The 19,423-nt window shown below is 59.9% G+C and carries 20 protein-coding genes; 19 read left to right on the forward strand and 1 reads right to left on the reverse strand.

Annotated features, from left to right (window positions below):
* The first annotated feature begins 9 nt into the window (after positions 1 to 9).
* The 7 genes from fliM (at position 10) to flhB (ending at position 4,908) form a co-directional block, all read left to right on the forward strand.
* A complete protein-coding gene (fliM, locus tag AB3226_RS22905) occupies positions 10 to 978 on the forward strand; it encodes a flagellar motor switch protein FliM (protein WP_367374730.1) in 969 nt (322 codons plus the stop codon).
* 62 nt (positions 979 to 1,040) lie between these two features.
* Complete coding sequence (gene fliN / locus AB3226_RS22910) at positions 1,041 to 1,502, forward strand: flagellar motor switch protein FliN (protein WP_367374731.1); 462 nt, start codon at positions 1,041 to 1,043, stop codon at positions 1,500 to 1,502.
* Complete coding sequence (fliO, locus tag AB3226_RS22915) at positions 1,503 to 1,952, forward strand: flagellar biosynthetic protein FliO (RefSeq protein ID WP_367374732.1); 450 nt, start codon at positions 1,503 to 1,505, stop codon at positions 1,950 to 1,952. It abuts the gene before it with no gap.
* Positions 1,952 to 2,710, forward strand: coding sequence for a flagellar type III secretion system pore protein FliP (gene fliP, locus AB3226_RS22920; RefSeq protein WP_052966797.1), 759 nt, complete (start codon positions 1,952 to 1,954; stop codon positions 2,708 to 2,710). The genes fliO and fliP overlap by 1 nt, the downstream gene beginning before the upstream one ends.
* Complete coding sequence (gene fliQ / locus AB3226_RS22925; protein ID WP_367374733.1) at positions 2,707 to 2,976, forward strand: flagellar biosynthesis protein FliQ; 270 nt, start codon at positions 2,707 to 2,709, stop codon at positions 2,974 to 2,976. Before fliP ends, fliQ begins: the two co-directional genes overlap by 4 nt.
* 3 nt (positions 2,977 to 2,979) lie before the next feature.
* The gene (gene fliR / locus AB3226_RS22930) at positions 2,980 to 3,765 is read left to right on the forward strand and encodes a flagellar biosynthetic protein FliR (protein ID WP_367374734.1); all 786 of its coding nucleotides are present in this window, start codon (positions 2,980 to 2,982) and stop codon (positions 3,763 to 3,765) included.
* Between the two features lie 3 nt (positions 3,766 to 3,768).
* Positions 3,769 to 4,908 (forward strand): flagellar biosynthesis protein FlhB, encoded by a 1,140-nt coding sequence (gene flhB / locus AB3226_RS22935; protein WP_367374735.1) that lies wholly within the window; start codon positions 3,769 to 3,771, stop codon positions 4,906 to 4,908.
* Between the two features lie 121 nt (positions 4,909 to 5,029).
* On the opposite strand, the gene AB3226_RS22940 is transcribed toward flhB, so the two are convergent.
* Positions 5,030 to 5,389 (reverse strand): DUF6124 family protein, encoded by a 360-nt coding sequence (locus AB3226_RS22940; RefSeq protein WP_367374736.1) that lies wholly within the window; start codon positions 5,387 to 5,389, stop codon positions 5,030 to 5,032.
* Between the two features lie 528 nt (positions 5,390 to 5,917).
* Here AB3226_RS22940 and flhA point away from each other — a divergent pair.
* The 12 genes from flhA (at position 5,918) to AB3226_RS23000 (ending at position 19,372) form a co-directional block, all read left to right on the forward strand.
* Positions 5,918 to 8,047 (forward strand): flagellar biosynthesis protein FlhA, encoded by a 2,130-nt coding sequence (gene flhA / locus AB3226_RS22945; RefSeq protein WP_367374737.1) that lies wholly within the window; start codon positions 5,918 to 5,920, stop codon positions 8,045 to 8,047.
* An 11-nt stretch (positions 8,048 to 8,058) separates the two neighbouring features.
* A complete protein-coding gene (gene flhF / locus AB3226_RS22950; protein ID WP_367374738.1) occupies positions 8,059 to 9,384 on the forward strand; it encodes a flagellar biosynthesis protein FlhF in 1,326 nt (441 codons plus the stop codon).
* 117 nt (positions 9,385 to 9,501) lie between these two features.
* Positions 9,502 to 10,332, forward strand: a complete 831-nt coding sequence (gene fleN / locus AB3226_RS22955) for a flagellar synthesis regulator FleN (protein ID WP_367374739.1) — start codon at positions 9,502 to 9,504, stop codon at positions 10,330 to 10,332.
* On the forward strand, positions 10,329 to 11,069 hold the full coding sequence (fliA, locus tag AB3226_RS22960) for an RNA polymerase sigma factor FliA (RefSeq protein ID WP_095080132.1): 741 nt from the start codon (positions 10,329 to 10,331) through the stop codon (positions 11,067 to 11,069). The genes fleN and fliA overlap by 4 nt, the downstream gene beginning before the upstream one ends.
* 167 nt (positions 11,070 to 11,236) lie before the next feature.
* Entirely contained in the window at positions 11,237 to 11,608 is a 372-nt protein-coding gene (locus AB3226_RS22965) for a chemotaxis response regulator CheY (protein ID WP_367374740.1), read from the forward strand.
* Between the two features lie 30 nt (positions 11,609 to 11,638).
* Positions 11,639 to 12,427: a protein phosphatase CheZ gene (locus AB3226_RS22970; protein WP_367374741.1), complete on the forward strand. Its 789-nt coding sequence runs from the start codon at positions 11,639 to 11,641 to the stop codon at positions 12,425 to 12,427.
* Positions 12,428 to 12,480: 53 nt separating this feature from the next.
* Complete coding sequence (locus AB3226_RS22975) at positions 12,481 to 14,724, forward strand: chemotaxis protein CheA (protein WP_367374742.1); 2,244 nt, start codon at positions 12,481 to 12,483, stop codon at positions 14,722 to 14,724.
* 49 nt (positions 14,725 to 14,773) lie between these two features.
* Complete coding sequence (locus AB3226_RS22980; RefSeq protein ID WP_367374743.1) at positions 14,774 to 15,910, forward strand: chemotaxis response regulator protein-glutamate methylesterase; 1,137 nt, start codon at positions 14,774 to 14,776, stop codon at positions 15,908 to 15,910.
* Positions 15,910 to 16,650, forward strand: coding sequence for a flagellar motor protein (locus tag AB3226_RS22985; protein WP_367374744.1), 741 nt, complete (start codon positions 15,910 to 15,912; stop codon positions 16,648 to 16,650). The genes AB3226_RS22980 and AB3226_RS22985 overlap by 1 nt, the downstream gene beginning before the upstream one ends.
* A 12-nt stretch (positions 16,651 to 16,662) precedes the next feature.
* Positions 16,663 to 17,556 (forward strand): flagellar motor protein MotD, encoded by an 894-nt coding sequence (gene motD / locus AB3226_RS22990; RefSeq protein ID WP_367374745.1) that lies wholly within the window; start codon positions 16,663 to 16,665, stop codon positions 17,554 to 17,556.
* Positions 17,557 to 17,599: 43 nt separating this feature from the next.
* Entirely contained in the window at positions 17,600 to 18,388 is a 789-nt protein-coding gene (locus tag AB3226_RS22995) for a ParA family protein (RefSeq protein WP_030130563.1), read from the forward strand.
* A gap of 117 nt (positions 18,389 to 18,505) precedes the next feature.
* Positions 18,506 to 19,372 carry a CheW domain-containing protein gene (locus AB3226_RS23000; protein WP_367374746.1) on the forward strand — a complete coding sequence of 289 codons (867 nt, stop codon included), beginning with the start codon at positions 18,506 to 18,508 and terminating at the stop codon, positions 19,370 to 19,372.
* The last annotated feature ends 51 nt before the right edge of the window (positions 19,373 to 19,423 follow it).

Consider the following 19,423-nt stretch of genomic DNA (forward strand, 5'->3'; position numbering starts at 1 on the left):
GAACACGACATGGCCGTGCAGGACCTGCTGTCCCAGGATGAGATCGATGCGCTGTTGCATGGCGTCGACGATGGTCTGGTGCAGACCGATAACGCTGCCGAAGCCGGCAGTGTCAAAAGCTACGACCTGACCAGCCAGGATCGCATCGTCCGTGGACGCATGCCGACCCTGGAAATGATCAACGAGCGTTTCGCCCGCTACACCCGCATCAGCATGTTCAACATGCTGCGCCGCTCGGCGGACGTTGCCGTCGGTGGCGTGCAGGTGATGAAGTTTGGCGAATACGTGCACTCGCTGTACGTTCCGACCAGTCTCAACCTGGTCAAGCTCAAACCGCTGCGCGGCACTGCGCTGTTCATCCTCGACGCCAAACTGGTGTTCAAACTGGTGGACAACTTCTTCGGCGGCGATGGCCGTCACGCGAAGATCGAAGGGCGTGAATTCACCCCCACCGAACTGCGTGTGGTGCGCATGGTGCTGGAACAGGCCTTCGTCGATTTGAAGGAAGCCTGGCAGGCGATCATGGAAGTGAACTTCGAGTACATCAACTCGGAAGTGAACCCGGCCATGGCCAACATCGTCGGCCCGAGCGAAGCCGTTGTGGTGTCGACGTTCCACATCGAACTCGATGGCGGTGGCGGCGACCTGCACGTGACCATGCCGTACTCGATGATCGAGCCGGTGCGTGAAATGCTCGACGCCGGCTTCCAGTCGGACCTCGACGATCAGGACGAGCGCTGGATCAACGCCTTGCGCCAGGACGTGCTGGACGTCGACGTACCGATCGGTGCCACCGTTGCCCGCCGCCAGCTACGCCTTCGCGACATTCTGCACATGCAGCCCGGGGACATTATTCCGGTCGAGATGCCGGAAGAAATGATCATGCGCGCCAACGGCGTACCGGCCTTCAAGGTCAAGATGGGCTCGCACAAAGGCAACCTTGCGTTGCAGGTGATCGAGCCGATCGAGCGCCGCTGACCGGCGCTCCAACCCCCTTTTAATTGACTGCTCTTGATTGAGCAGGTGCCCGCCGAGGACAAATGATGAACGACGATATGAACGCCCAGGACGACCAGGCACTGGCTGATGAATGGGCTGCGGCCCTGGAAGAAACCGGTGACGCCGGGCAGGACGATATCGATGCCTTGCTGGCCGCCGACGCCGCCGGTTCGCCGTCCAGCCGTCTGGCAATGGAAGAATTCGGCAGCGTGCCGAAGAACAACGATCCAGTGACGCTGGACGGTCCGAACCTGGACGTGATCCTCGATATCCCGGTGTCGATTTCCATGGAAGTCGGCAGCACCGATATCAACATCCGCAACCTGCTGCAACTCAACCAGGGTTCGGTGATCGAGCTCGATCGTCTGGCCGGCGAGCCGCTGGACGTGCTGGTCAACGGCACGCTCATCGCCCACGGTGAAGTGGTGGTGGTCAACGAAAAGTTCGGCATCCGCCTGACCGACGTGATCAGCCCAAGCGAACGCATCAAGAAGCTGCGCTGAGTGAAAAAGGTTCTGGGTTTTGTGCTGGGGTTAGCGCTGGCCTTGCCGTTCAGCGTGTTGGCGGCCGAGCCGGTAACGACGGCCGCTGCGCCGGCCGTCAGCAGCGGTGTGGCCGGGCAATTGACGCAATTGGTGTTCGGCTTGCTGCTGGTGCTGGGGTTGATCTTCTTTCTCGCCTGGCTGCTACGCCGGGTTCAGCAGGCCGGGCCGGCCGGCAAGGGGCAGGTGATCGAGCTGATCGGTTCCCGCGCGCTAGGTCCTCGTGACCGTTTGATGCTGGTGCAGGTCGGCAACGAACAGATTCTGCTCGGCCTGAGCCCCGGCACCATCACCGCATTGCATGTGCTCAAGGAGCCGGTGCAAGTGCCGAGCGGGACTGAAAAAGCGACCCCGGAATTTGCCCTGCATCTGTTGAAGATGCTCGGCAAGGATCAGAAGGATAAGAAGTAATGGGTGCGCTACGCATCGTCTTGACGCTGGCCCTGATGCTGGTCGCGCCGCTGGCGTTCGCCGCCGATCCGTTGTCGATCCCGGCGATCACCTTGGGCACTAACGCCGAAGGCGCTCAGGAATACTCGGTCAGCCTGCAAATCCTGCTGATCATGACCGCGCTGAGTTTCATCCCGGCGTTCGTCATGCTGATGACCAGTTTCACCCGGATCATCATAGTGTTCTCGATCCTGCGTCAGGCCTTGGGCTTGCAGCAGACACCGTCGAACCAGATCCTCACCGGCATGGCGCTGTTCCTCACCATGTTCATCATGGCGCCGGTGTTCGATCGCGTGAATCAGGATGCCTTGCAGCCGTATCTGGCGGAGAAACTCACCGCTCAGGATGCCGTGACCAAGGCGCAAGTACCGATCAAGGACTTCATGCTCGCCCAGACTCGCAGCAGCGATCTGGAGTTGTTCATGCGCCTGTCAAAGCGCACCGACATCGCTACGCCGGATCAGGCACCACTGACGATTTTGGTGCCGGCGTTCGTGACCTCGGAGCTGAAAACCGCGTTCCAGATCGGCTTCATGATCTTCATCCCGTTCCTGATCATCGACCTGGTCGTGGCCAGTGTGCTGATGGCCATGGGTATGATGATGCTCTCGCCGCTAATCATTTCCCTGCCGTTCAAGATCATGCTGTTCGTGCTGGTGGATGGCTGGGCGTTGATCATCGGAACCCTGGCCAGCAGCTTCGGCGGTGTTTCACCATGACGCCGGAAGTTGCCGTAGACATCTTTCGCGAAGCGCTGTGGCTGACCACCATGATGGTCGCCGTGCTGGTGATCCCGAGCTTGCTGGTGGGGCTGTTGGTGGCGATGTTCCAGGCGGCGACCCAGATCAACGAACAGACCCTGAGCTTCCTGCCGCGTCTGTTGGTGATGCTGGTGACGCTGATCGTTGGCGGGCCGTGGATGGTGCAGACTTTCATGGAATACATCCTGCAGCTGTACCACAGCATCCCGATGGTCATCGGTTAAGCCATGTCGTCGCTGCTTCAGCTGACCGACACCCAGATCAGCACCTGGGTGGCGACGTTCATGTTGCCGTTGTTTCGCATCGGTTCGTTGCTGATGGTCATGCCTATTTTCGGCACGACGCTGGTGCCCCAGCGCGTGCGTCTGTACTTCGCCCTGGCGATCACCTTGGTGATTGCCCCTGGCCTGCCGCCAATGCCGCCGGTCAATGCGCTGGACCTGAGCGCGTTGCTGTTGATTGCCGAGCAGATCATCATCGGTGCGGTCCTCGGCTTCTCCTTGCAGCTATTCTTTCAGGCGTTCGTGGTGGCGGGACAGATCGTCGCGATCCAGATGGGTATGGGCTTCGCCTCGATGGTCGACCCTACGAACGGTGTGTCGGTGGCGGTGATCGGACAGTTCTTCACCATGCTGGTGACGCTGCTGTTCCTGTCCATGAATGGTCACTTGGTGGTGTTCGAAGTCCTCACCGAAAGCTTCACTACACTGCCGGTCGGTGGCGGGTTGATGGTCAATCATTTCTGGGAGCTGGCCGGCAAACTCGGCTGGGTGCTCGGTGCAGCGCTGTTGCTGGTGCTGCCGGCGATCACCGCGTTGCTGGTGGTCAACATCGCATTTGGCGTGATGACCCGGGCGGCGCCACAGCTGAACATCTTCTCGATCGGCTTCCCGCTGACTCTGGTGCTTGGGATGTTCATCATCTGGGTCGGTCTGGCGGACATTCTCAATCAGTATCAGCCGCTGGCCGCCGAGGCTTTGCAGTTGTTACGCGAACTGGCACGGGCGCGCTGAGTCATGGCTGAGAGCGAAAGCGGTCAGGACAAAACAGAAGACCCCACGGAGAAACGCAAAAAGGACTCCCGTGAGAAGGGCGAGATTGCGCGCTCCAAGGAACTCAACACCCTGGCGGTCATGCTCGCTGGCGCCGGTGCGTTGCTGATTTTTGGCGGCGCCCTGGCCCAGGATTTGATGGAGCTGATGCGCATGAACTTCTCGCTCTCGCGAGAGGTGATTCTGGATCAGCGTTCCATGGGCACTTATCTGCTGCATTCGGGGCAGATTGCCCTCGTTGCTATTCAGCCAGTGATGATCACCTTACTGTTGGCTGCGTTGATTGGCCCGATCTCCCTCGGCGGCTGGCTGTTCGCGGCCGGCTCCATGGCGCCGAAATTCAGTCGCATGAACCCCGGCGCGGGGCTGAAACGAATGTTCTCGGCCAAGGCGTTGGTGGAGTTGCTCAAGGCCCTGGCGAAGTTTTTCATTGTGTTATTCGTGGCGTTGGCGGTGTTGTCATCGGACATTGACGATCTGCTGCGTATTGCCCACGAGCCATTGGACATGGCGATCATTCACAGCCTGCAAGTGGTCGGCTGGAGTACTTTGTGGATGGCTTGCGGATTGATCATCATCGCCGCGGTCGACGTGCCGGTGCAGTTGTGGGAAAGCCACAAGAAGCTGCTGATGACCAAGCAGGAAGTTCGCGATGAGCACAAGGATCAAGAAGGTAAGCCGGAGGTCAAGCAGCGCATTCGCCAGTTGCAACGCGAGATGTCGCAGCGGCGGATGATGGCGGCCATTCCCGAGGCCGACGTGGTCATCACCAACCCGACTCACTACGCCGTGGCGCTCAAGTACGATCCGGAAAAGGGCGGGGCGCCGATGCTGATCGCCAAGGGCAGTGACTTCCTGGCCCTGAAGATCCGTGAAATCGCCGTGGCCAATAATGTGCTGCTGCTCGAATCGCCGGCGCTGGCGCGCTCGATCTACTACTCCACGGAGCTGGAACAGGAAATTCCCGGCGGGCTTTATCTGGCAGTCGCCCAGGTATTGGCCTACGTCTACCAGATCCGTCAGCACCGCGCCGGCAAGGGCAAGCGCCCGGATCCGCTCCAGGATGATTTGCCGATTCCGCCGGATCTGCGCCGCGATTCCTGATAGATCTAAAAGTCGCAACCTTTGGCGGCGGCCACAGGCGTGTGGGGAGCTGCCGAAGGCTGCGATCTTTTCTGCTTTACCTGCTTTTGTGGTAGGGCAAGCCCCTCACTCCAAGTCTGCGCTAGCCTTGTGGGTCGAAGTTATCCAGCACCCGGTTCACCGCCAGCTCGCCGAGCATGACCACCGATTGAATCCCCAGCATCATGTTGCGATGTGGCATGTCCATCAATCCGGCGAACTCACTGAGCATCATGCTCGCTGAGGCCAAGGATTCGCAGACGTTGACCAGCAGGGTTTCGTTATCGACCTCGGCACCGACATGGTAAATGGTGCTGGGTTTGCGCTTGGTGTCTTTGGGGATGGGCGGTTTGAGGTAGTAATCGAGGGCGCGGTCGGCGGCTTCGTTGAGCTTTTTGGAATCGAGGGATTCGTAGGGGGATGCCGGATCGGTTTCCGGTGGGTTGGGCGTTGGTTTGAACATAGATGGAACTCCATATGTGATTAGAGGAGCCATCACCCTCGCTACCAAACGAAGAGGTGGTGGCCATACGAAGGTTGGTAGACCGGCCCACATGGAAAAACCGGCGCGCCCGAGGACGCCCTACGCATGGCCACCATAAAAACAAATGCCGAAAAAGCACCTGCATAAGGTGACGCTATGCGTCATGTGGACGGCGGGCTACCAAACCCGATCGCTGTTTTTCAGCGACAGGGAAACGATAGAGCCCGGCCCTTAGGCGCACAAGCCGGCGGATTCTGGCGTAGTCGTAGGCAACGACGCAAGGATGTGTAGCCTGGGTGAGTGTCTGGAGATGTCGATTAAACATGTCTGTTTAAAATCAAAAGATCGTCCGAACGCGGCCCGAGCCTTTGGACGATCTTTTGATCTTCCGTGACTCGCGCAACCCTCTATTTCCCACCCCGGCAAAAGTTGGAAGGCTTCTTGCAATAGCCGCCCTGCGCCTGCTTCAGGCGTCAAAAGTTTGCTTTAAAGAAACGGGGAAAACCGGTGGATCGCTCTCAGTTAATCAACACTGCACGCACAAACGTTGCCGACCTCAGTCGGGGCAATCTGGGTGTGCCGCTGTTGCTGCTGGTCATGCTGGCCATGATGATGTTGCCGGTGCCGCCGTTCCTGCTGGACGTGTTTTTCACCTTCAACATTGCCTTGTCCATCGTCGTGTTGCTGGTCTGCGTGTACGCCTTGCGGCCGCTGGATTTTGCGGTGTTCCCGACCATTCTGCTGGTGGCAACGTTGCTGCGACTGGCGCTGAACGTGGCCTCGACGCGGGTGGTGATGCTTCACGGTCAGGACGGTCATGCCGCCGCCGGTAAGGTGATCCAGGCCTTCGGTGAGGTGGTGATCGGCGGTAACTACGTGGTCGGTATCGTGGTCTTTGCGATCTTGATGATCATCAACTTCGTCGTGGTGACCAAGGGCGCCGGGCGGATTTCCGAGGTGAGCGCGCGTTTCACCCTCGATGCGATGCCCGGCAAACAGATGGCGATCGACGCCGACTTGAACGCCGGCCTGATCGATCAGAACCAGGCGAAATTGCGCCGGATGGAAGTGGCCCAGGAAGCCGAGTTCTACGGTTCGATGGACGGTGCCAGCAAGTTCGTGCGTGGTGACGCCATCGCCGGTCTGCTGATTCTGTTCATCAACCTGATCGGCGGTATGGCGGTCGGTATCTTCCAGCACGGCATGAGCTTTGCTGATGCCGGCAAGGTTTATGCGCTGTTGACCATCGGTGACGGTTTGGTGGCGCAGTTGCCATCACTGCTGTTGTCGACTGCCGCTGCGATCATGGTGACCCGTGCTTCCGGCTCGGAAGACATGGGCAAGCAGATCAATCGTCAGATGTTCGCTTCGCCGAAAGCCCTGGCAGTGGCCGCTGGCTTGATGGCGGTGATGGGCCTGGTGCCCGGCATGCCGCACTTCTCCTTTCTGAGCATGGCAGCCCTGGCGGCCGGCGGCGCTTACCTGTTCTGGAAGAAGCAGAACGCGGTCAAGGTTCAGGCCCTGCAGGAGGTCAAGCGTCAGCAGGAACTGCTGCCATCGCCGGCCCGCGCTCAGGAAACCAAAGAGCTTGGCTGGGATGACGTGACCCCGATCGACATGATCGGCCTGGAAGTCGGCTACCGCCTGATCCCGCTGGTGGATCGCAACCAGGGTGGTCAGTTGCTGGCACGGATCAAGGGTGTGCGTAAAAAGCTCTCCCAGGACCTGGGCTTCCTGATGCCGACTGTGCATATCCGTGACAACCTCGACCTGGCGCCAAGCGCCTATCGCCTGACCCTGATGGGCGTGATCCTGGCCGAGGCCGAGATTTATCCGGACCGCGAGTTGGCGATCAACCCGGGGCAGGTCTACGGCACGCTCAACGGCATCACCGCCAAAGATCCGGCTTTTGGTCTGGAGGCGGTCTGGATCGAAATCAGCCAGCGTGCCCAGGCGCAATCCCTTGGTTATACCGTGGTCGATGCCAGTACGGTAGTGGCAACGCATTTGAACCAGATTCTGTACAAGCACTCCAGCGAGCTGATCGGCCACGAAGAAGTCCAGCAACTCATGCAATTGTTGGCCAAAAGCTCACCGAAACTGGCAGAAGAGTTGGTGCCGGGGGTGGTTTCGCTGTCGCAACTGCTCAAAGTCTTGCAGGCATTGCTGGCCGAACAAGTACCGGTACGAGACATTCGCAGCATCGCCGAAGCCATCGCCAACAACGCCGCCAAGAGTCAAGATACTGCCGCTTTGGTGGCCGCGGTGCGCGTCGGCGTATCCCGCGCAATCGTGCAAAGCATTGTAGGCACTGAGTCGCAGCTGCCTGTGATCACCTTGGAACCAAGGTTGGAACAAATATTGCTCAATAGTCTTCAGAAGGCAGGACAAGGCTCGGAAGAGGGTGTTCTGCTGGAGCCAAGCATGGCAGAGAAACTGCAACGCTCGTTGATCGAAGCGGCGCAGCGTCAGGAAATGCAAGGTCAACCGGTGATTCTGCTGGTGGCCGGTCCGGTTCGCGCGATGCTCTCGCGATTCGGCCGACTGGCAGTCCCGGGTTTGCATGTGTTGGCTTACCAGGAAATCCCTGACAACAAGCAAGTGACCATCGTTGCGACAGTAGGGCCCAACGGCTGAGGTAGTGGTTTATGCAAGTTAAGCGTTTTTTCGCCGCCGATATGCGTCAGGCCATGAAACTGGTTCGTGATGAGCTGGGCGCCGATGCCGCCATCATTGGCAATCGCCGGATCGCCGGCGGTGTCGAGCTGACGGCTGCCCTGGATTACAAATTGTCGGCGCTGGCCCCGCGTGTTCCGAACATGGAACTCGAGGACGAGTTGCGCAAGACCCAGTCGCGGATCGTCACCGCCCAGGCCGAACTGAGCCTGCGTGGCGATGGCGAGAGCGACAAAGCCACCAATCGCCAGTTGTTCGCCGGCCTGCCGTTGACCGCCGCCGAGCCACTGATCGAGCCAACGCTGGCCGAGCCTCGGCGTCCGGCACCCGCGCCTGCCGCAGCGACCGGCGTCGATCCGCGTGCGTTCGACTCGATGCGTTTCGAGCTCAACAGCCTGCGTGAACTGATGGAAGTGCAACTCGGCTCGCTGGCCTGGAATCAGCTGCAAGGCAGCCGTCCGGCCCAGGCCAACCTCTGGCGTCGCCTGCAACGCATCGGTCTGTCCGGCCCGTTGTCGCGCGATCTGCTGGCACTGATTACCGACATTGAAGAACCCCGTCAGGCCTGGCGCATGTTGCTCGCGCACCTGGCGCGGATGATTGCCACCCCGCAAGTTGAGCCACTGGAAGAGGGCGGCGTGATTGCGATGGTCGGCCCGGCCGGTATGGGCAAGACCACCACGCTGGCCAAACTCGCCGCCCGTTACGTGCTCAAGTACGGCGCGCAGAACATCGCGCTGGTGAGCATGGACAGCTACCGCATCGGCGCTCAGGAACAGCTCAAGACCCTGGGCCGCATCCTCAATGTGTCAGTCACCCACGTCGACCCGGGCCAATCGCTGGTGCAGGCGCTGGAACCTTTGCTGCGCAAACGCGTGGTTCTGATCGATACCGCCGGCCTGCAGGCCAGCGATCCGGCACTGCGCATGCAGCTCGAAAGCCTGGCCGGACGAGGGATCAAATCAAAAAATTATCTGGTCTTGGCAACCACTAGCCAAAAACAGGTTCTAACCGCCGCTTATCATAGTTACAAGCGTTGCGGGCTAGCTGGCTGCATCCTGACTAAACTGGATGAAACGGCAAGCCTGGGTGAGGTGTTGAGCCTGGCCATCAGTCATGAATTGCCGGTGGCTTACCTGACCGATGGCCCGCGGATCCCGGATGATTTGCATCTGCCGCGTCGTCATCAGTTGGTCAGCCGCGCCGTTAGCGTGCAAATGCAGGAAGAACCCAGCGAAGAAGCCATGGCTGATATGTTCGCTGACCTCTACCACAGTCCGACCAAGCGGGTTGGCTGAGGTATTAATGAACAGTTTTTGTACCTACATCGATGGTCTGCCAATGCATTGTTCAGTTGGTGAACGCGCAGCCAGTAATGTGGCCTCCGTCTAAGTAAGACAAGGTAAAGAAATAACATGGGCAGCATGCATCCCGTACAGGTGATCGCGGTGACCGGCGGCAAAAGTGGCGTCGGGAAGACTAACGTGTCAGTGAACTTGTCCCTGGCTCTAGCTGAGCTCGGCCGGCGCGTCATGCTGCTGGATGCCGATCTGGGGCTGGCGAACGTCGACGTCCTGTTGGGGCTGACACCCAAACGTACTTTGGCCGATGTGATCGAAGGCCGGTGTGAGCTGCGCGACGTGCTGCTGCAAGGGCCCGGCGGTATCCGCATCGTCCCGGCCGCGTCCGGCACCCAGAGCATGGTTCATCTGAGCCCGGCCCAGCATGCCGGCCTGATCCAGGCCTTCAGCGACATCGGCGACAACCTCGACGTATTGGTGATCGACACCGCTGCGGGCATTGGTGACTCGGTAGTCAGTTTCGTTCGCGCAGCCCAGGAAGTCTTGCTGGTGGTGTGCGACGAGCCGACCTCGATCACTGACGCCTACGCGCTGATCAAACTGCTGAACCGCGACTACGGCATGAATCGTTTCCGCGTCCTGGCCAACATGGCGCAGAGCCCGCAGGAGGGCCGCAACCTGTTCGCCAAGTTGACCAAGGTCACCGATCGCTTCCTCGACGTCGCCTTGCAATACGTTGGCGCGGTGCCTTACGACGAAAGCGTGCGCAAGGCCGTGCAGAAGCAGCGTGCCGTCTACGAAGCCTTTCCCCGTTCCAAGTGCGCTCTGGCATTCAAGGCCATTGCGCAGAAGGTCGATACCTGGCCGCTGCCGGCCAACCCGCGTGGGCATCTGGAATTTTTCGTCGAGCGCCTCGTGCAACAAACGGCAGGACCCGTCCTATGACAGCCAGTGGTTACAACCTCTACAAGAACTCGGCACGTGACGCGCAGTACGAACTAATCGAGCGTTACGCGCCCTTGGTAAAACGCATTGCCTACCATTTGCTGGCGCGTTTGCCGGCCAGTGTCCAGGTCGAAGACCTGATCCAGGCCGGCATGATCGGCCTGCTTGAAGTATCAACCAAATACGACGCCAGCAAAGGCGCGAGTTTCGAGACGTACGCGGGCATTCGAATCCGCGGCGCGATGCTCGATGAAGTGCGCAAGGGGGACTGGGCGCCACGTTCGGTTCACCGCAATACCCGCATGGTCAGCGACGCGATTCGCTCGATTGAAGCTAAAACCGGCCGTGACGCTAAAGATCACGAAGTTGCGGCCGAACTCCAATTGAGTCTCGACGATTATTACGGGATTTTGAACGACACCCTGGGTAGCCGGTTATTCAGTTTCGACGATCTGTTGCAGGACGGCGAACACGAAGGGCTGCATGAGGATGGCGCCAGTGCTCATCTCGAGCCGTCACGCGATCTGGAAGATGAACGCTTCCAGGCGGCGCTGGCGGACGCGATTGCCAATTTGCCGGAGCGTGAGCGACTGGTGTTGGCGCTGTACTACGACGAAGAGTTGAATCTCAAGGAAATCGGTGAGGTCCTGGGGGTCAGCGAATCGCGGGTCAGCCAGTTACACAGCCAGTGCGCGGCCCGTTTGCGGGGGCGTTTGGGGGAGTGGCGAGCGCGCTGAAGGCAGTGTGGGGACACTGCGAATGGAGCAGGTGTGGTGTTGAACCGCGCCGGTTTCGATCTGTTGTGCTCCAGACAGTCATTGAGTGCTTTGCCGGATTGATTGAAATGGCGCGTCCAGGTGCTGGACGCGTTTAAGACTGCTTGGAGGTCGAATTGAACAAGAACATGAAAATCCTCATCGTTGATGACTTCTCAACGATGCGGCGGATCATAAAAAACCTGTTGCGTGACCTTGGGTTCACCAACACGGTCGAGGCTGACGATGGCATCACTGCCATTCCGGTTCTCAACAGCGGGGGCATCGACTTTCTGGTAACGGACTGGAACATGCCTGGCATGACCGGCATCGATCTGCTGCGTCACGTGCGCGCCGATGAAAAGCTCAAGCACCTGCCGGTGCTGATGGTGACCGCTGAAGCCAAGCGCGAGCAAATCATCGAAGCCGCTCAGGCGGGTGTGAACGGCTATGTGGTCAAGCCATTCACGGCTCAAGCGTTGAAAGACAAGATTGAAAAGATCTTCGAACGCATCGGTTGATGTGCAAAGCCAGTCCGTCACGGGGGAGCTATGGAGCAAAACGAATCTTCACAGGGCGATTTCGAATCGACCCTGAAAAAACACGCGGTCGAACTGGTCGAAAGCCTTGAAAAAGGCAGGTTCGGCGACGCTGTGCAACTGATCCATGAGCTCAACCAGACCCGTGACCGCGGCCTGTACCAGGAAGTGGGCAAGCTCACCCGCGAGCTGCATAGCGCGATCGTCAATTTTCAGATTGACCCGCACATGCCGCAAGCCGAGGAAGTGTCTCAGATCACCGATGCCACTGAGCGCCTGGGTTATGTGGTCAAGCTGACCGAGGCCGCGGCCAACCGCACCATGGACCTGGTGGAAAACGCCACGCCGCTGATCAATGGCCTGAGCGATGAAGCTCAGGCGCTGAGCACGGATTGGGGACGGTTCATGCGTCGCGAAGTCGGGGCTGAAGAGTTCCGAGAACTGGCCAGGCGGGTTGACGGTTTCCTGACACGCAGCAGCGAAGACAACCGCGTCGTGTCGAGCAACCTCAACGACATTCTGCTGGCCCAGGATTACCAGGACCTCACCGGTCAGGTGATCAAGCGCGTGACCCAGTTGGTCACCGACGTTGAAAGCAATCTGCTCAAGCTCGTGCTCATGGCCAGTCAGGTCGACCGCTTTGCGGGTATCGAACATGACCATGAAGCGATGCTCGCTGAAAAAGATCCACAAAAACATCTCTCTCAGGGTGAAGGTCCGCAGATTCATGCCGATAAAAGAGAAGACGTTGTGTCCGGTCAGGACGATGTGGACGATTTGTTATCCAGCCTAGGATTTTAGAGTTTTAGCATTTTAGGTTTTTTAGGTTTTTAGACCTCAGGAGCACCCCCTTAATGAGCTTCGGCGCCGATGAAGAGATCCTTCAGGATTTCCTGGTTGAGGCCGGCGAGATTCTAGAGCAACTGTCCGAACAGCTGGTCGAGCTTGAAAGCCGACCGGATGATGCGGATTTGCTCAATGCAATTTTTCGCGGTTTTCACACTGTAAAAGGGGGCGCCGGCTTCCTCCAGCTCAATGAGCTGGTGGAGTGCTGTCACATCGCCGAGAACGTGTTCGACATCCTGCGCAAGGGTGAACGACGCGTCGACTCGGAACTGATGGACGTGGTTCTCGAGGCACTGGACGCGGTGAACGGAATGTTCAGCGAGGTCCGCGAACGCAGCCCGATCACAGCTGCCACGCCTGAATTGCTGGCTGCTCTGGCCCGCCTGGCCGAGCCGCAAACCGGCGATGAAGCAGCACCTGTCGCTGAAGTGGTGCAAGAGCCGGCCGCTGAAAGTGAATCCGGTGACATTACCGATAACGAATTCGAACAACTGCTGGACTCGCTGAATGCCGTCAAGGCTCAGGCCGAGGCGCCTGTGGTTGCTCCGCCTGCCGCCGATACGGCGACCAGCGACGAAATCACCGATGCCGAGTTCGAGTCGTTGCTCGATCAATTGCACGGCAAAGGCCAGTTCGCCGCCGATGCAGTGGTCGCGGCGCCCGCCGCACCGGCTGCCCCGAAAGCGGCAGGCGACAGCTCCGACATCACCGATGACGAGTTCGAAACACTGCTCGATCAGTTGCACGGCAAAGGCAACTTTGCGGTCGATGCGCTGGAATCGGCGATTGCTTCGGCCCCGGCCCCGGCTGCGCCAACCGCTAAAGCGGCCGGCGGTGATCTGATCTCCGATCATGAGTTCGAATCGCTGCTCGACGAATTGCACGGTAAAGGCAAGTTCACTGAAGTGGGCACCGGTTCTGCTGCTTCGGCGGTAGCAACCCCAGTCGTCAAGGCAGCGGCGCCGGCACCTGTCGCCAAAGCGCCTGAGCCAAAAGCCCAGGCGCCCAAGCCTGCTGCCGCTGCTGCACCGGCTCCTGCTCGTGCCCCGGCTGCGCCGCCACCGGAAAAACCGGCCAGCGAAGCCGAGACCACCGTGCGGGTCGATACCGCGCGTCTCGACGAAATCATGAACATGGTCGGCGAGTTGGTTCTGGTGCGTAACCGCTTGGTCCGTCTGGGCCTCAACAGCGGCGACGAAGCCATGTCCAAGGCCGTGTCGAACCTCGACGTGGTCACGGCCGACCTGCAAACCGCGGTCATGAAGACCCGGATGCAGCCGATCAAGAAAGTTTTCGGGCGCTTCCCGCGTCTGGTTCGCGACCTGGCTCGCCAGCTCAAGAAAGAGATCAACCTGGAGCTGGTCGGCGAAGAAACCGACCTCGACAAGAACCTCGTCGAGGCCCTGGCCGACCCGCTGGTCCACTTGGTGCGCAACTCGGTCGACCACGGTATTGAAGAGCCGACTGAGCGCGAAGCGATGGGCAAACCTCGCAGCGGCAAGGTGATCCTGTCCGCTGAACAGGAAGGCGACCACATCCTGCTGTCCATCTCCGATGATGGCAAAGGCATGGACGCTGATGTTCTACGCGGCATCGCCGTGAAGAAAGGCCTGATGGACAAGGATGCGGCGGACCGTCTCAGCGAGACTGATTGCTTCAACCTGATCTTCGCTCCGGGGTTCTCGACCAAGACCGAGATTTCCGACGTGTCCGGGCGCGGCGTGGGCATGGACGTGGTGAAAACCAAGATCGCCCAGCTCAACGGCACCATCAATATCTACTCGACCAAGGGCAAGGGCTCGAAGATCGTCATCAAGGTCCCGTTGACCCTGGCGATCATGCCGACGCTGATGGTCATGCTCGGCAACCAGGCGTTCGCGTTCCCGCTGGTGAACGTCAACGAGATCTTCCACCTCGACCTGTCGCGCACCAACGTGGTGGACGGTCAGGAAGTGGTGATCGTGCGGGACAAGGCGCTGCCTCTGTTCTACCTCAAGCGCTGGCTGGTCAGCTCCGCCGCTCACGAAGAGCAGCGCGAAGGCCATGTGGTGATCCTTTCAGTGGGCACTCAGCGGATCGGCTTCGTCGTCGACCAGTTGGTGGGCCAGGAAGAAGTGGTCATCAAGCCATTGGGCAAAATGCTCCAGGGAACCCCGGGCATGTCCGGCGCCACCATCACTGGTGACGGCCGCATTGCACTGATTCTCGATGTGCCGAGCATGCTCAAGCGTTACGCCGCACGGCGTATTTGATTCTGGGGGAGCGGGGCGACTGAGCCTCGCCCCGTCTAATGGAGTGTTTATGGCAGTCAAAGTCCTGGTGGTGGACGATTCGGGGTTTTTCCGCCGCCGCGTCTCGGAAATTCTTTCAGCGGATTCGAATATCCAGGTCGTCGGTACGGCGACCAATGGCAAAGAGGCGATCGATCAGGCGCTGGCCCTCAAGCCAGACGTGATCACCATGGACTACGAGATGCCGATGATGGATGGCATCACGGCAGTGCGGCACATCATGCAGCGCTGCCCGACCCCGGTGTTGATGTTCTCCTCGCTGACTCACGAAGGCGCGCGGGTTACCCTCGATGCGCTGGACGCCGGCGCGGTGGACTTCCTGCCGAAGAATTTCGAAGACATTTCCCGTAACCCGGAGAAGGTCAAGCAACTGCTGTGCGAGAAGATTCTCAGCATCTCGCGCAGTAACCGTCGTGTCAGCGCCTACAGCGCTCCGGCTCCGGCTCCGGTGGCCGCACCAGCCCCGACGCCTGCGCCTTCGAGCGTCAGCAGCTATGGCAGCGGCGCGCCTGCGCGTCCGGCCCCGGCACCGATTCCGGCTCGCAGCCATGCAGCGTCGCCGTCGTCTCCAGCGCCCAAACGCAAAGCCTACAAACTGGTCGCCATCGGTACCTCCACCGGCGGTCCGGTTGCCCTGCAGCGGGTGCTGACACAGTTGCCGGCCAACTTCCCGGCACCGATCGTGTTGATCCAGCACATGCCGGCAGCCTTCACCAAGGCCTTTGCCGAGCGTCTGGACAAACTGTGCCGCATCAGCGTCAAGGAAGCCGAGGATGGCGACATCCTGCGTCCGGGCCTGGCGCTACTGGCACCGGGTGGCAAGCAGATGATGATCGACGGCCGCGGCGCGGTGAAAATCCTGCCGGGCGACGAGCGTCTGAACTACAAGCCGTGCGTGGACATCACCTTCGGTTCGGCGGCCAAATCCTACGGCGACAAAGTTCTGGCGGTGGTACTGACCGGCATGGGCGCCGACGGTCGTGAAGGCGCGCGTCTGCTCAAGCAGGGCGGCAGTGCGATCTGGGCTCAGGATGAAGCCAGCTGCGTGATCTACGGCATGCCGATGGCGATCGTCAAAGCCGAACTCGCGGACGCGATATACAGCCTGGACGATATCGGCCGACACCTGGTCGAGGCGTGTCTCTGATGGATGTACTCAGCCTTATCGGGATCATCATGGCGTTCGTCGCCATCATTGGCGGCAACTACCTTGAAGGCGGTCACCTCGGCGCGCTGGCCAACGGCCCGGCGGCGTTGATCGTACTCGGCGGGACCGTCGGTGCGGCGCTGCTGCAATCGCCGATGAGCGCCTTCAAGCGCGCCATGCAGATTCTCGCCTGGATCCTGTTTCCACCTCGCGTGGACCTGGCTGGCGGCATCGATCGCGTCGTGAACTGGAGCCTGACCGCCCGCAAGGAAGGTTTGCTCGGTCTGGAAGGGGTGGCCGACGCCGAACCCGACAGCTACTCGCGCAAAGGCCTGCAATTGTTGGTGGACGGCGCCGAGCCGGAAGCGATTCGCAGCATTCTGGAAGTGGATTTCTACACCCAGGAAAGCCGTGACATCGAAGCCGCCAAAGTCTTTGAAAGCATGGGCGGCTACGCACCGACCATCGGCATCATCGGTGCGGTGATGGGCCTGATCCATGTCATGGGTAACCTGGGCGATCCGTCGCAACTGGGCAGCGGCATTGCCGTCGCTTTTGTCGCCACCATTTATGGCGTGGCCAGTGCCAACCTGATGTTGCTGCCGATTGCCGCCAAGCTCAAGTCCATCGCGTTGCGGCAGTCGCGTTATCGCGAGATGTTGCTGGAAGGGATTCTGTCGATCGCCGAAGGTGAAAATCCTCGCTCCATTGAGTTGAAGCTTCAGGGCTTCATGGATTAAGGGAATAACCTCATGGCTCGTCGTCGGCAACCTGAAGAACACGTCAATCACGAACGCTGGCTGGTTTCCTACGCCGACTTCATTACGTTGCTGTTCGCTTTCTTCGTGGTGATGTACTCGATCTCTTCGATCAACGAAGGCAAGTACAAGATCATTTCCGAGGCGTTGATCGGGGTGTTTACCGATTCCGATCGCGCCCTCAAGCCGATTCCTATCGGCGAAGAGCGACCGAAGACCGTGACTCCGGCCAAGCCGCTGGTCAAGGACAGCGAACAGATCGACGCCGGCATCGCCCAAGCCGCCAAAGATCCGCTCAAAAGCATCGCCGATGACATCAGCGCAGCGTTCGGCGACCTGATCAGCTCCAACCAGATGACTGTGCGCGGCAATGAGTTGTGGGTCGAGATCGAACTCAATTCCAGCCTGTTGTTCGGCAGCGGCGACGCCATGCCCAGCGACATTGCGTTCAACATCGTCGACAAGATTTCCGCGATCCTCAGGCCGTTCGACAACCCGATCCATGTCGAGGGCTTTACCGATGATCAGCCGATTCGCACCGCGCAATACCCGACCAACTGGGAGCTGTCCTCGGCCCGTTCGGCGAGCATCGTGCGCATGCTGGCGATGCAGGGTGTGAATCCCGGTCGTCTGGCGTCGGTGGGTTACGGCGAGTTCCAGCCAGTGGCCAATAACGCCACCGCCGAAGGCCGGGCGCGTAACCGTCGAGTGGTGTTGGTGGTGTCGCGAAATCTCGATGTACGCCGCAGTCTCACCGGCACCGGAACCGCCAATGCGAAACCGGATGCCGCGTTGAAGCGGGCTGGCACACAAACTGCACCGACCCCGGTCAAGTCGCCGGGACGAGAGAGCGCCGTCAATTCTCCGTCACCCGCATTAATACGTTGAGCTATTTCTCGGTCGACCTTTTCGACCGGGAGGAACAATCCGAATGAGAGTCTGGGCAGTCGCCAATCAAAAGGGTGGTGTCGGTAAAACCACTTCCTCCATCGCTTTAGCCGGTTTGCTGGCTGAGGCGGGCAAGCGCGTGGTTGTGGTCGATCTCGACCCCCACGGCTCCATGACCAGCTATTTCGGTTACGACCCCGACAGCCTGGAACACAGCAGCTACGACCTGTTTCTGCACAAGGGCAGCGTGCCGCAAGGCTTGCCCGGTCAGTTGCTGATGCCCACCAGTGACGAACGCATTTCCCTGTTGCCATCGAGCACCGCGCTGGCAACCCTTGAGCGCCAGTCGCCGGGCCAGAGTGGTTTGGGCCTGGTGATCGCCAAGAGCCTGGCGCAGTTGTGGCAGGACTTCGATTATGCGGTGATCGACAGTCCGCCGTTGCTCGGTGTGCTGATGGTCAATGCCTTGGCGGCGAGCCAGCAGTTGGTGATCCCGGTGCAGACCGAGCATCTGGCGGTCAAAGGCCTGGAACGCATGGTCAACACCCTGGCGATGATCAACCGCTCGCGCAAACAGGCGCTGCCGTTCAGCATTGTGCCGACCCTGTTCGACCGTCGCACCCAGGCTTCCCTTGGCACACTTCGCGTGCTGCGCGACAAGTACCCGGAAGAAATCTGGCAAGGCTACATCCCGATCGACACCCGCTTGCGTGACGCGAGCCGGGCAGGGCTGACGCCTTCGCAATTCGACGGCAAAAGCCGTGGTGTTCTCGCTTACCGTGCACTGCTCAAGCATCTGCTGGCAGCACAACTTGTTCCGCAGGTGGCCTGACATGAACCTCATTCGTGTAGGAGCGAGGCTTGCCCGCGAAGAACGATTACGCGATTTAACTGTGAGCACAGCGGCGTCTGCTTCGCGGGCAAGCCTCGCTCTTACAGGGGTGTGCCCGTGAATCGGCCGGTGAAGATCACATCGCGCCCGCAGCTGGCTCTCCAGTCCTATCTGGACGCCTTGCTGCAGGACGCGACCGAAGAGTTGCCGCCAGAAGTCGAGGCGCTGCCCGAGGTTGTCGAGGTTGAAGCCGCGCTGGACGAGTTCCAGGCGGCCGTGCTTGAAGAACAGGCCCGTGATGCACAGAAACCGGCGGTGGCCGCTGCACCCATCGTTGCGCCAGTGGTGAAAGCACCCGTGGCCGTGATCGAAGCGCCGGCACCAATTCTGGCGCCCGTGTCGACGATTGCGCCGCTGCTGCAAGCGTTGGTGCCGCCGGTGGTTGAAGTTCATCTGCCGCCGAGCAATACGCCGCCACCGGTGGAAACCGATGGTCGTCCGGCATGGGCTGCCGAGCCTTTCGAATGCCTGTTGTTCGACGTCGCCGGGTTGACCCTGGCGGTGCCGCTGGTGTGCCTGGGTTCGATTTATTCCCTGGCCGGCCACGAGCTGACACCGTTGTTCGGTCAGCCGGAATGGTTTCTCGGGATCCTGCCGAGCCAGGCCGGCAACCTGAAAGTGCTGGATACCGCACGCTGGGTCATGCCGGATCGTTATCGCGATGATTTCCGCCAAGGCCTGCAATACGTTATTTCGGTGCAGGGCTACGAGTGGGGGCTGGCGGTGCATCAGGTCAGCCGCTCATTGCGCCTGGACCCGAACGAAATCAAATGGCGCAGCCACCGGGGTCAACGGCCATGGCTGGCGGGCACGGTGATTGAGCACATGTGTGCCTTGCTCGACATTTCCGCTCTGGCCGAGCTGATTGCCAGCGGTGGGGCAAAGCACATGGGCGGCAGCAAGCAGCTACACAAACCGACATAGCTGCCGACATAACAAGTATGCGACGGCATTGTTGAATGCCGCCAACAGAAC

Source organism: Pseudomonas lini, assembly GCF_964063345.1.
In the GTDB taxonomy this organism is placed as follows: Bacteria; Pseudomonadota; Gammaproteobacteria; order Pseudomonadales; family Pseudomonadaceae; genus Aquipseudomonas; species Aquipseudomonas lini_B.

Bases quoted from the DNA above. Each gene is read 5' to 3' on its own strand.
- fliM (WP_367374730.1), top strand. From the start codon at position 10: ATGGCCGTGCAGGACCTGCTGTCCCAGGATGAGATCGATGCGCTGTTG.
- fliN (WP_367374731.1), top strand. From the start codon at position 1,041: ATGATGAACGACGATATGAACGCCCAGGACGACCAGGCACTGGCTGAT.
- fliP (WP_052966797.1), top strand. From the start codon at position 1,952: ATGGGTGCGCTACGCATCGTCTTGACGCTGGCCCTGATGCTGGTCGCG.
- fliQ (WP_367374733.1), top strand. From the start codon at position 2,707: ATGACGCCGGAAGTTGCCGTAGACATCTTTCGCGAAGCGCTGTGGCTG.
- fliR (WP_367374734.1), top strand. From the start codon at position 2,980: ATGTCGTCGCTGCTTCAGCTGACCGACACCCAGATCAGCACCTGGGTG.
- flhB (WP_367374735.1), top strand. From the start codon at position 3,769: ATGGCTGAGAGCGAAAGCGGTCAGGACAAAACAGAAGACCCCACGGAG.
- AB3226_RS22940 (WP_367374736.1), bottom strand. From the start codon at position 5,389: ATGTTCAAACCAACGCCCAACCCACCGGAAACCGATCCGGCATCCCCC.
- flhF (WP_367374738.1), top strand. From the start codon at position 8,059: ATGCAAGTTAAGCGTTTTTTCGCCGCCGATATGCGTCAGGCCATGAAA.
- fleN (WP_367374739.1), top strand. From the start codon at position 9,502: ATGGGCAGCATGCATCCCGTACAGGTGATCGCGGTGACCGGCGGCAAA.
- fliA (WP_095080132.1), top strand. From the start codon at position 10,329: ATGACAGCCAGTGGTTACAACCTCTACAAGAACTCGGCACGTGACGCG.
- AB3226_RS22965 (WP_367374740.1), top strand. From the start codon at position 11,237: ATGAAAATCCTCATCGTTGATGACTTCTCAACGATGCGGCGGATCATA.
- AB3226_RS22970 (WP_367374741.1), top strand. From the start codon at position 11,639: ATGGAGCAAAACGAATCTTCACAGGGCGATTTCGAATCGACCCTGAAA.
- AB3226_RS22975 (WP_367374742.1), top strand. From the start codon at position 12,481: ATGAGCTTCGGCGCCGATGAAGAGATCCTTCAGGATTTCCTGGTTGAG.
- AB3226_RS22980 (WP_367374743.1), top strand. From the start codon at position 14,774: ATGGCAGTCAAAGTCCTGGTGGTGGACGATTCGGGGTTTTTCCGCCGC.
- AB3226_RS22985 (WP_367374744.1), top strand. From the start codon at position 15,910: ATGGATGTACTCAGCCTTATCGGGATCATCATGGCGTTCGTCGCCATC.
- motD (WP_367374745.1), top strand. From the start codon at position 16,663: ATGGCTCGTCGTCGGCAACCTGAAGAACACGTCAATCACGAACGCTGG.
- AB3226_RS22995 (WP_030130563.1), top strand. From the start codon at position 17,600: ATGAGAGTCTGGGCAGTCGCCAATCAAAAGGGTGGTGTCGGTAAAACC.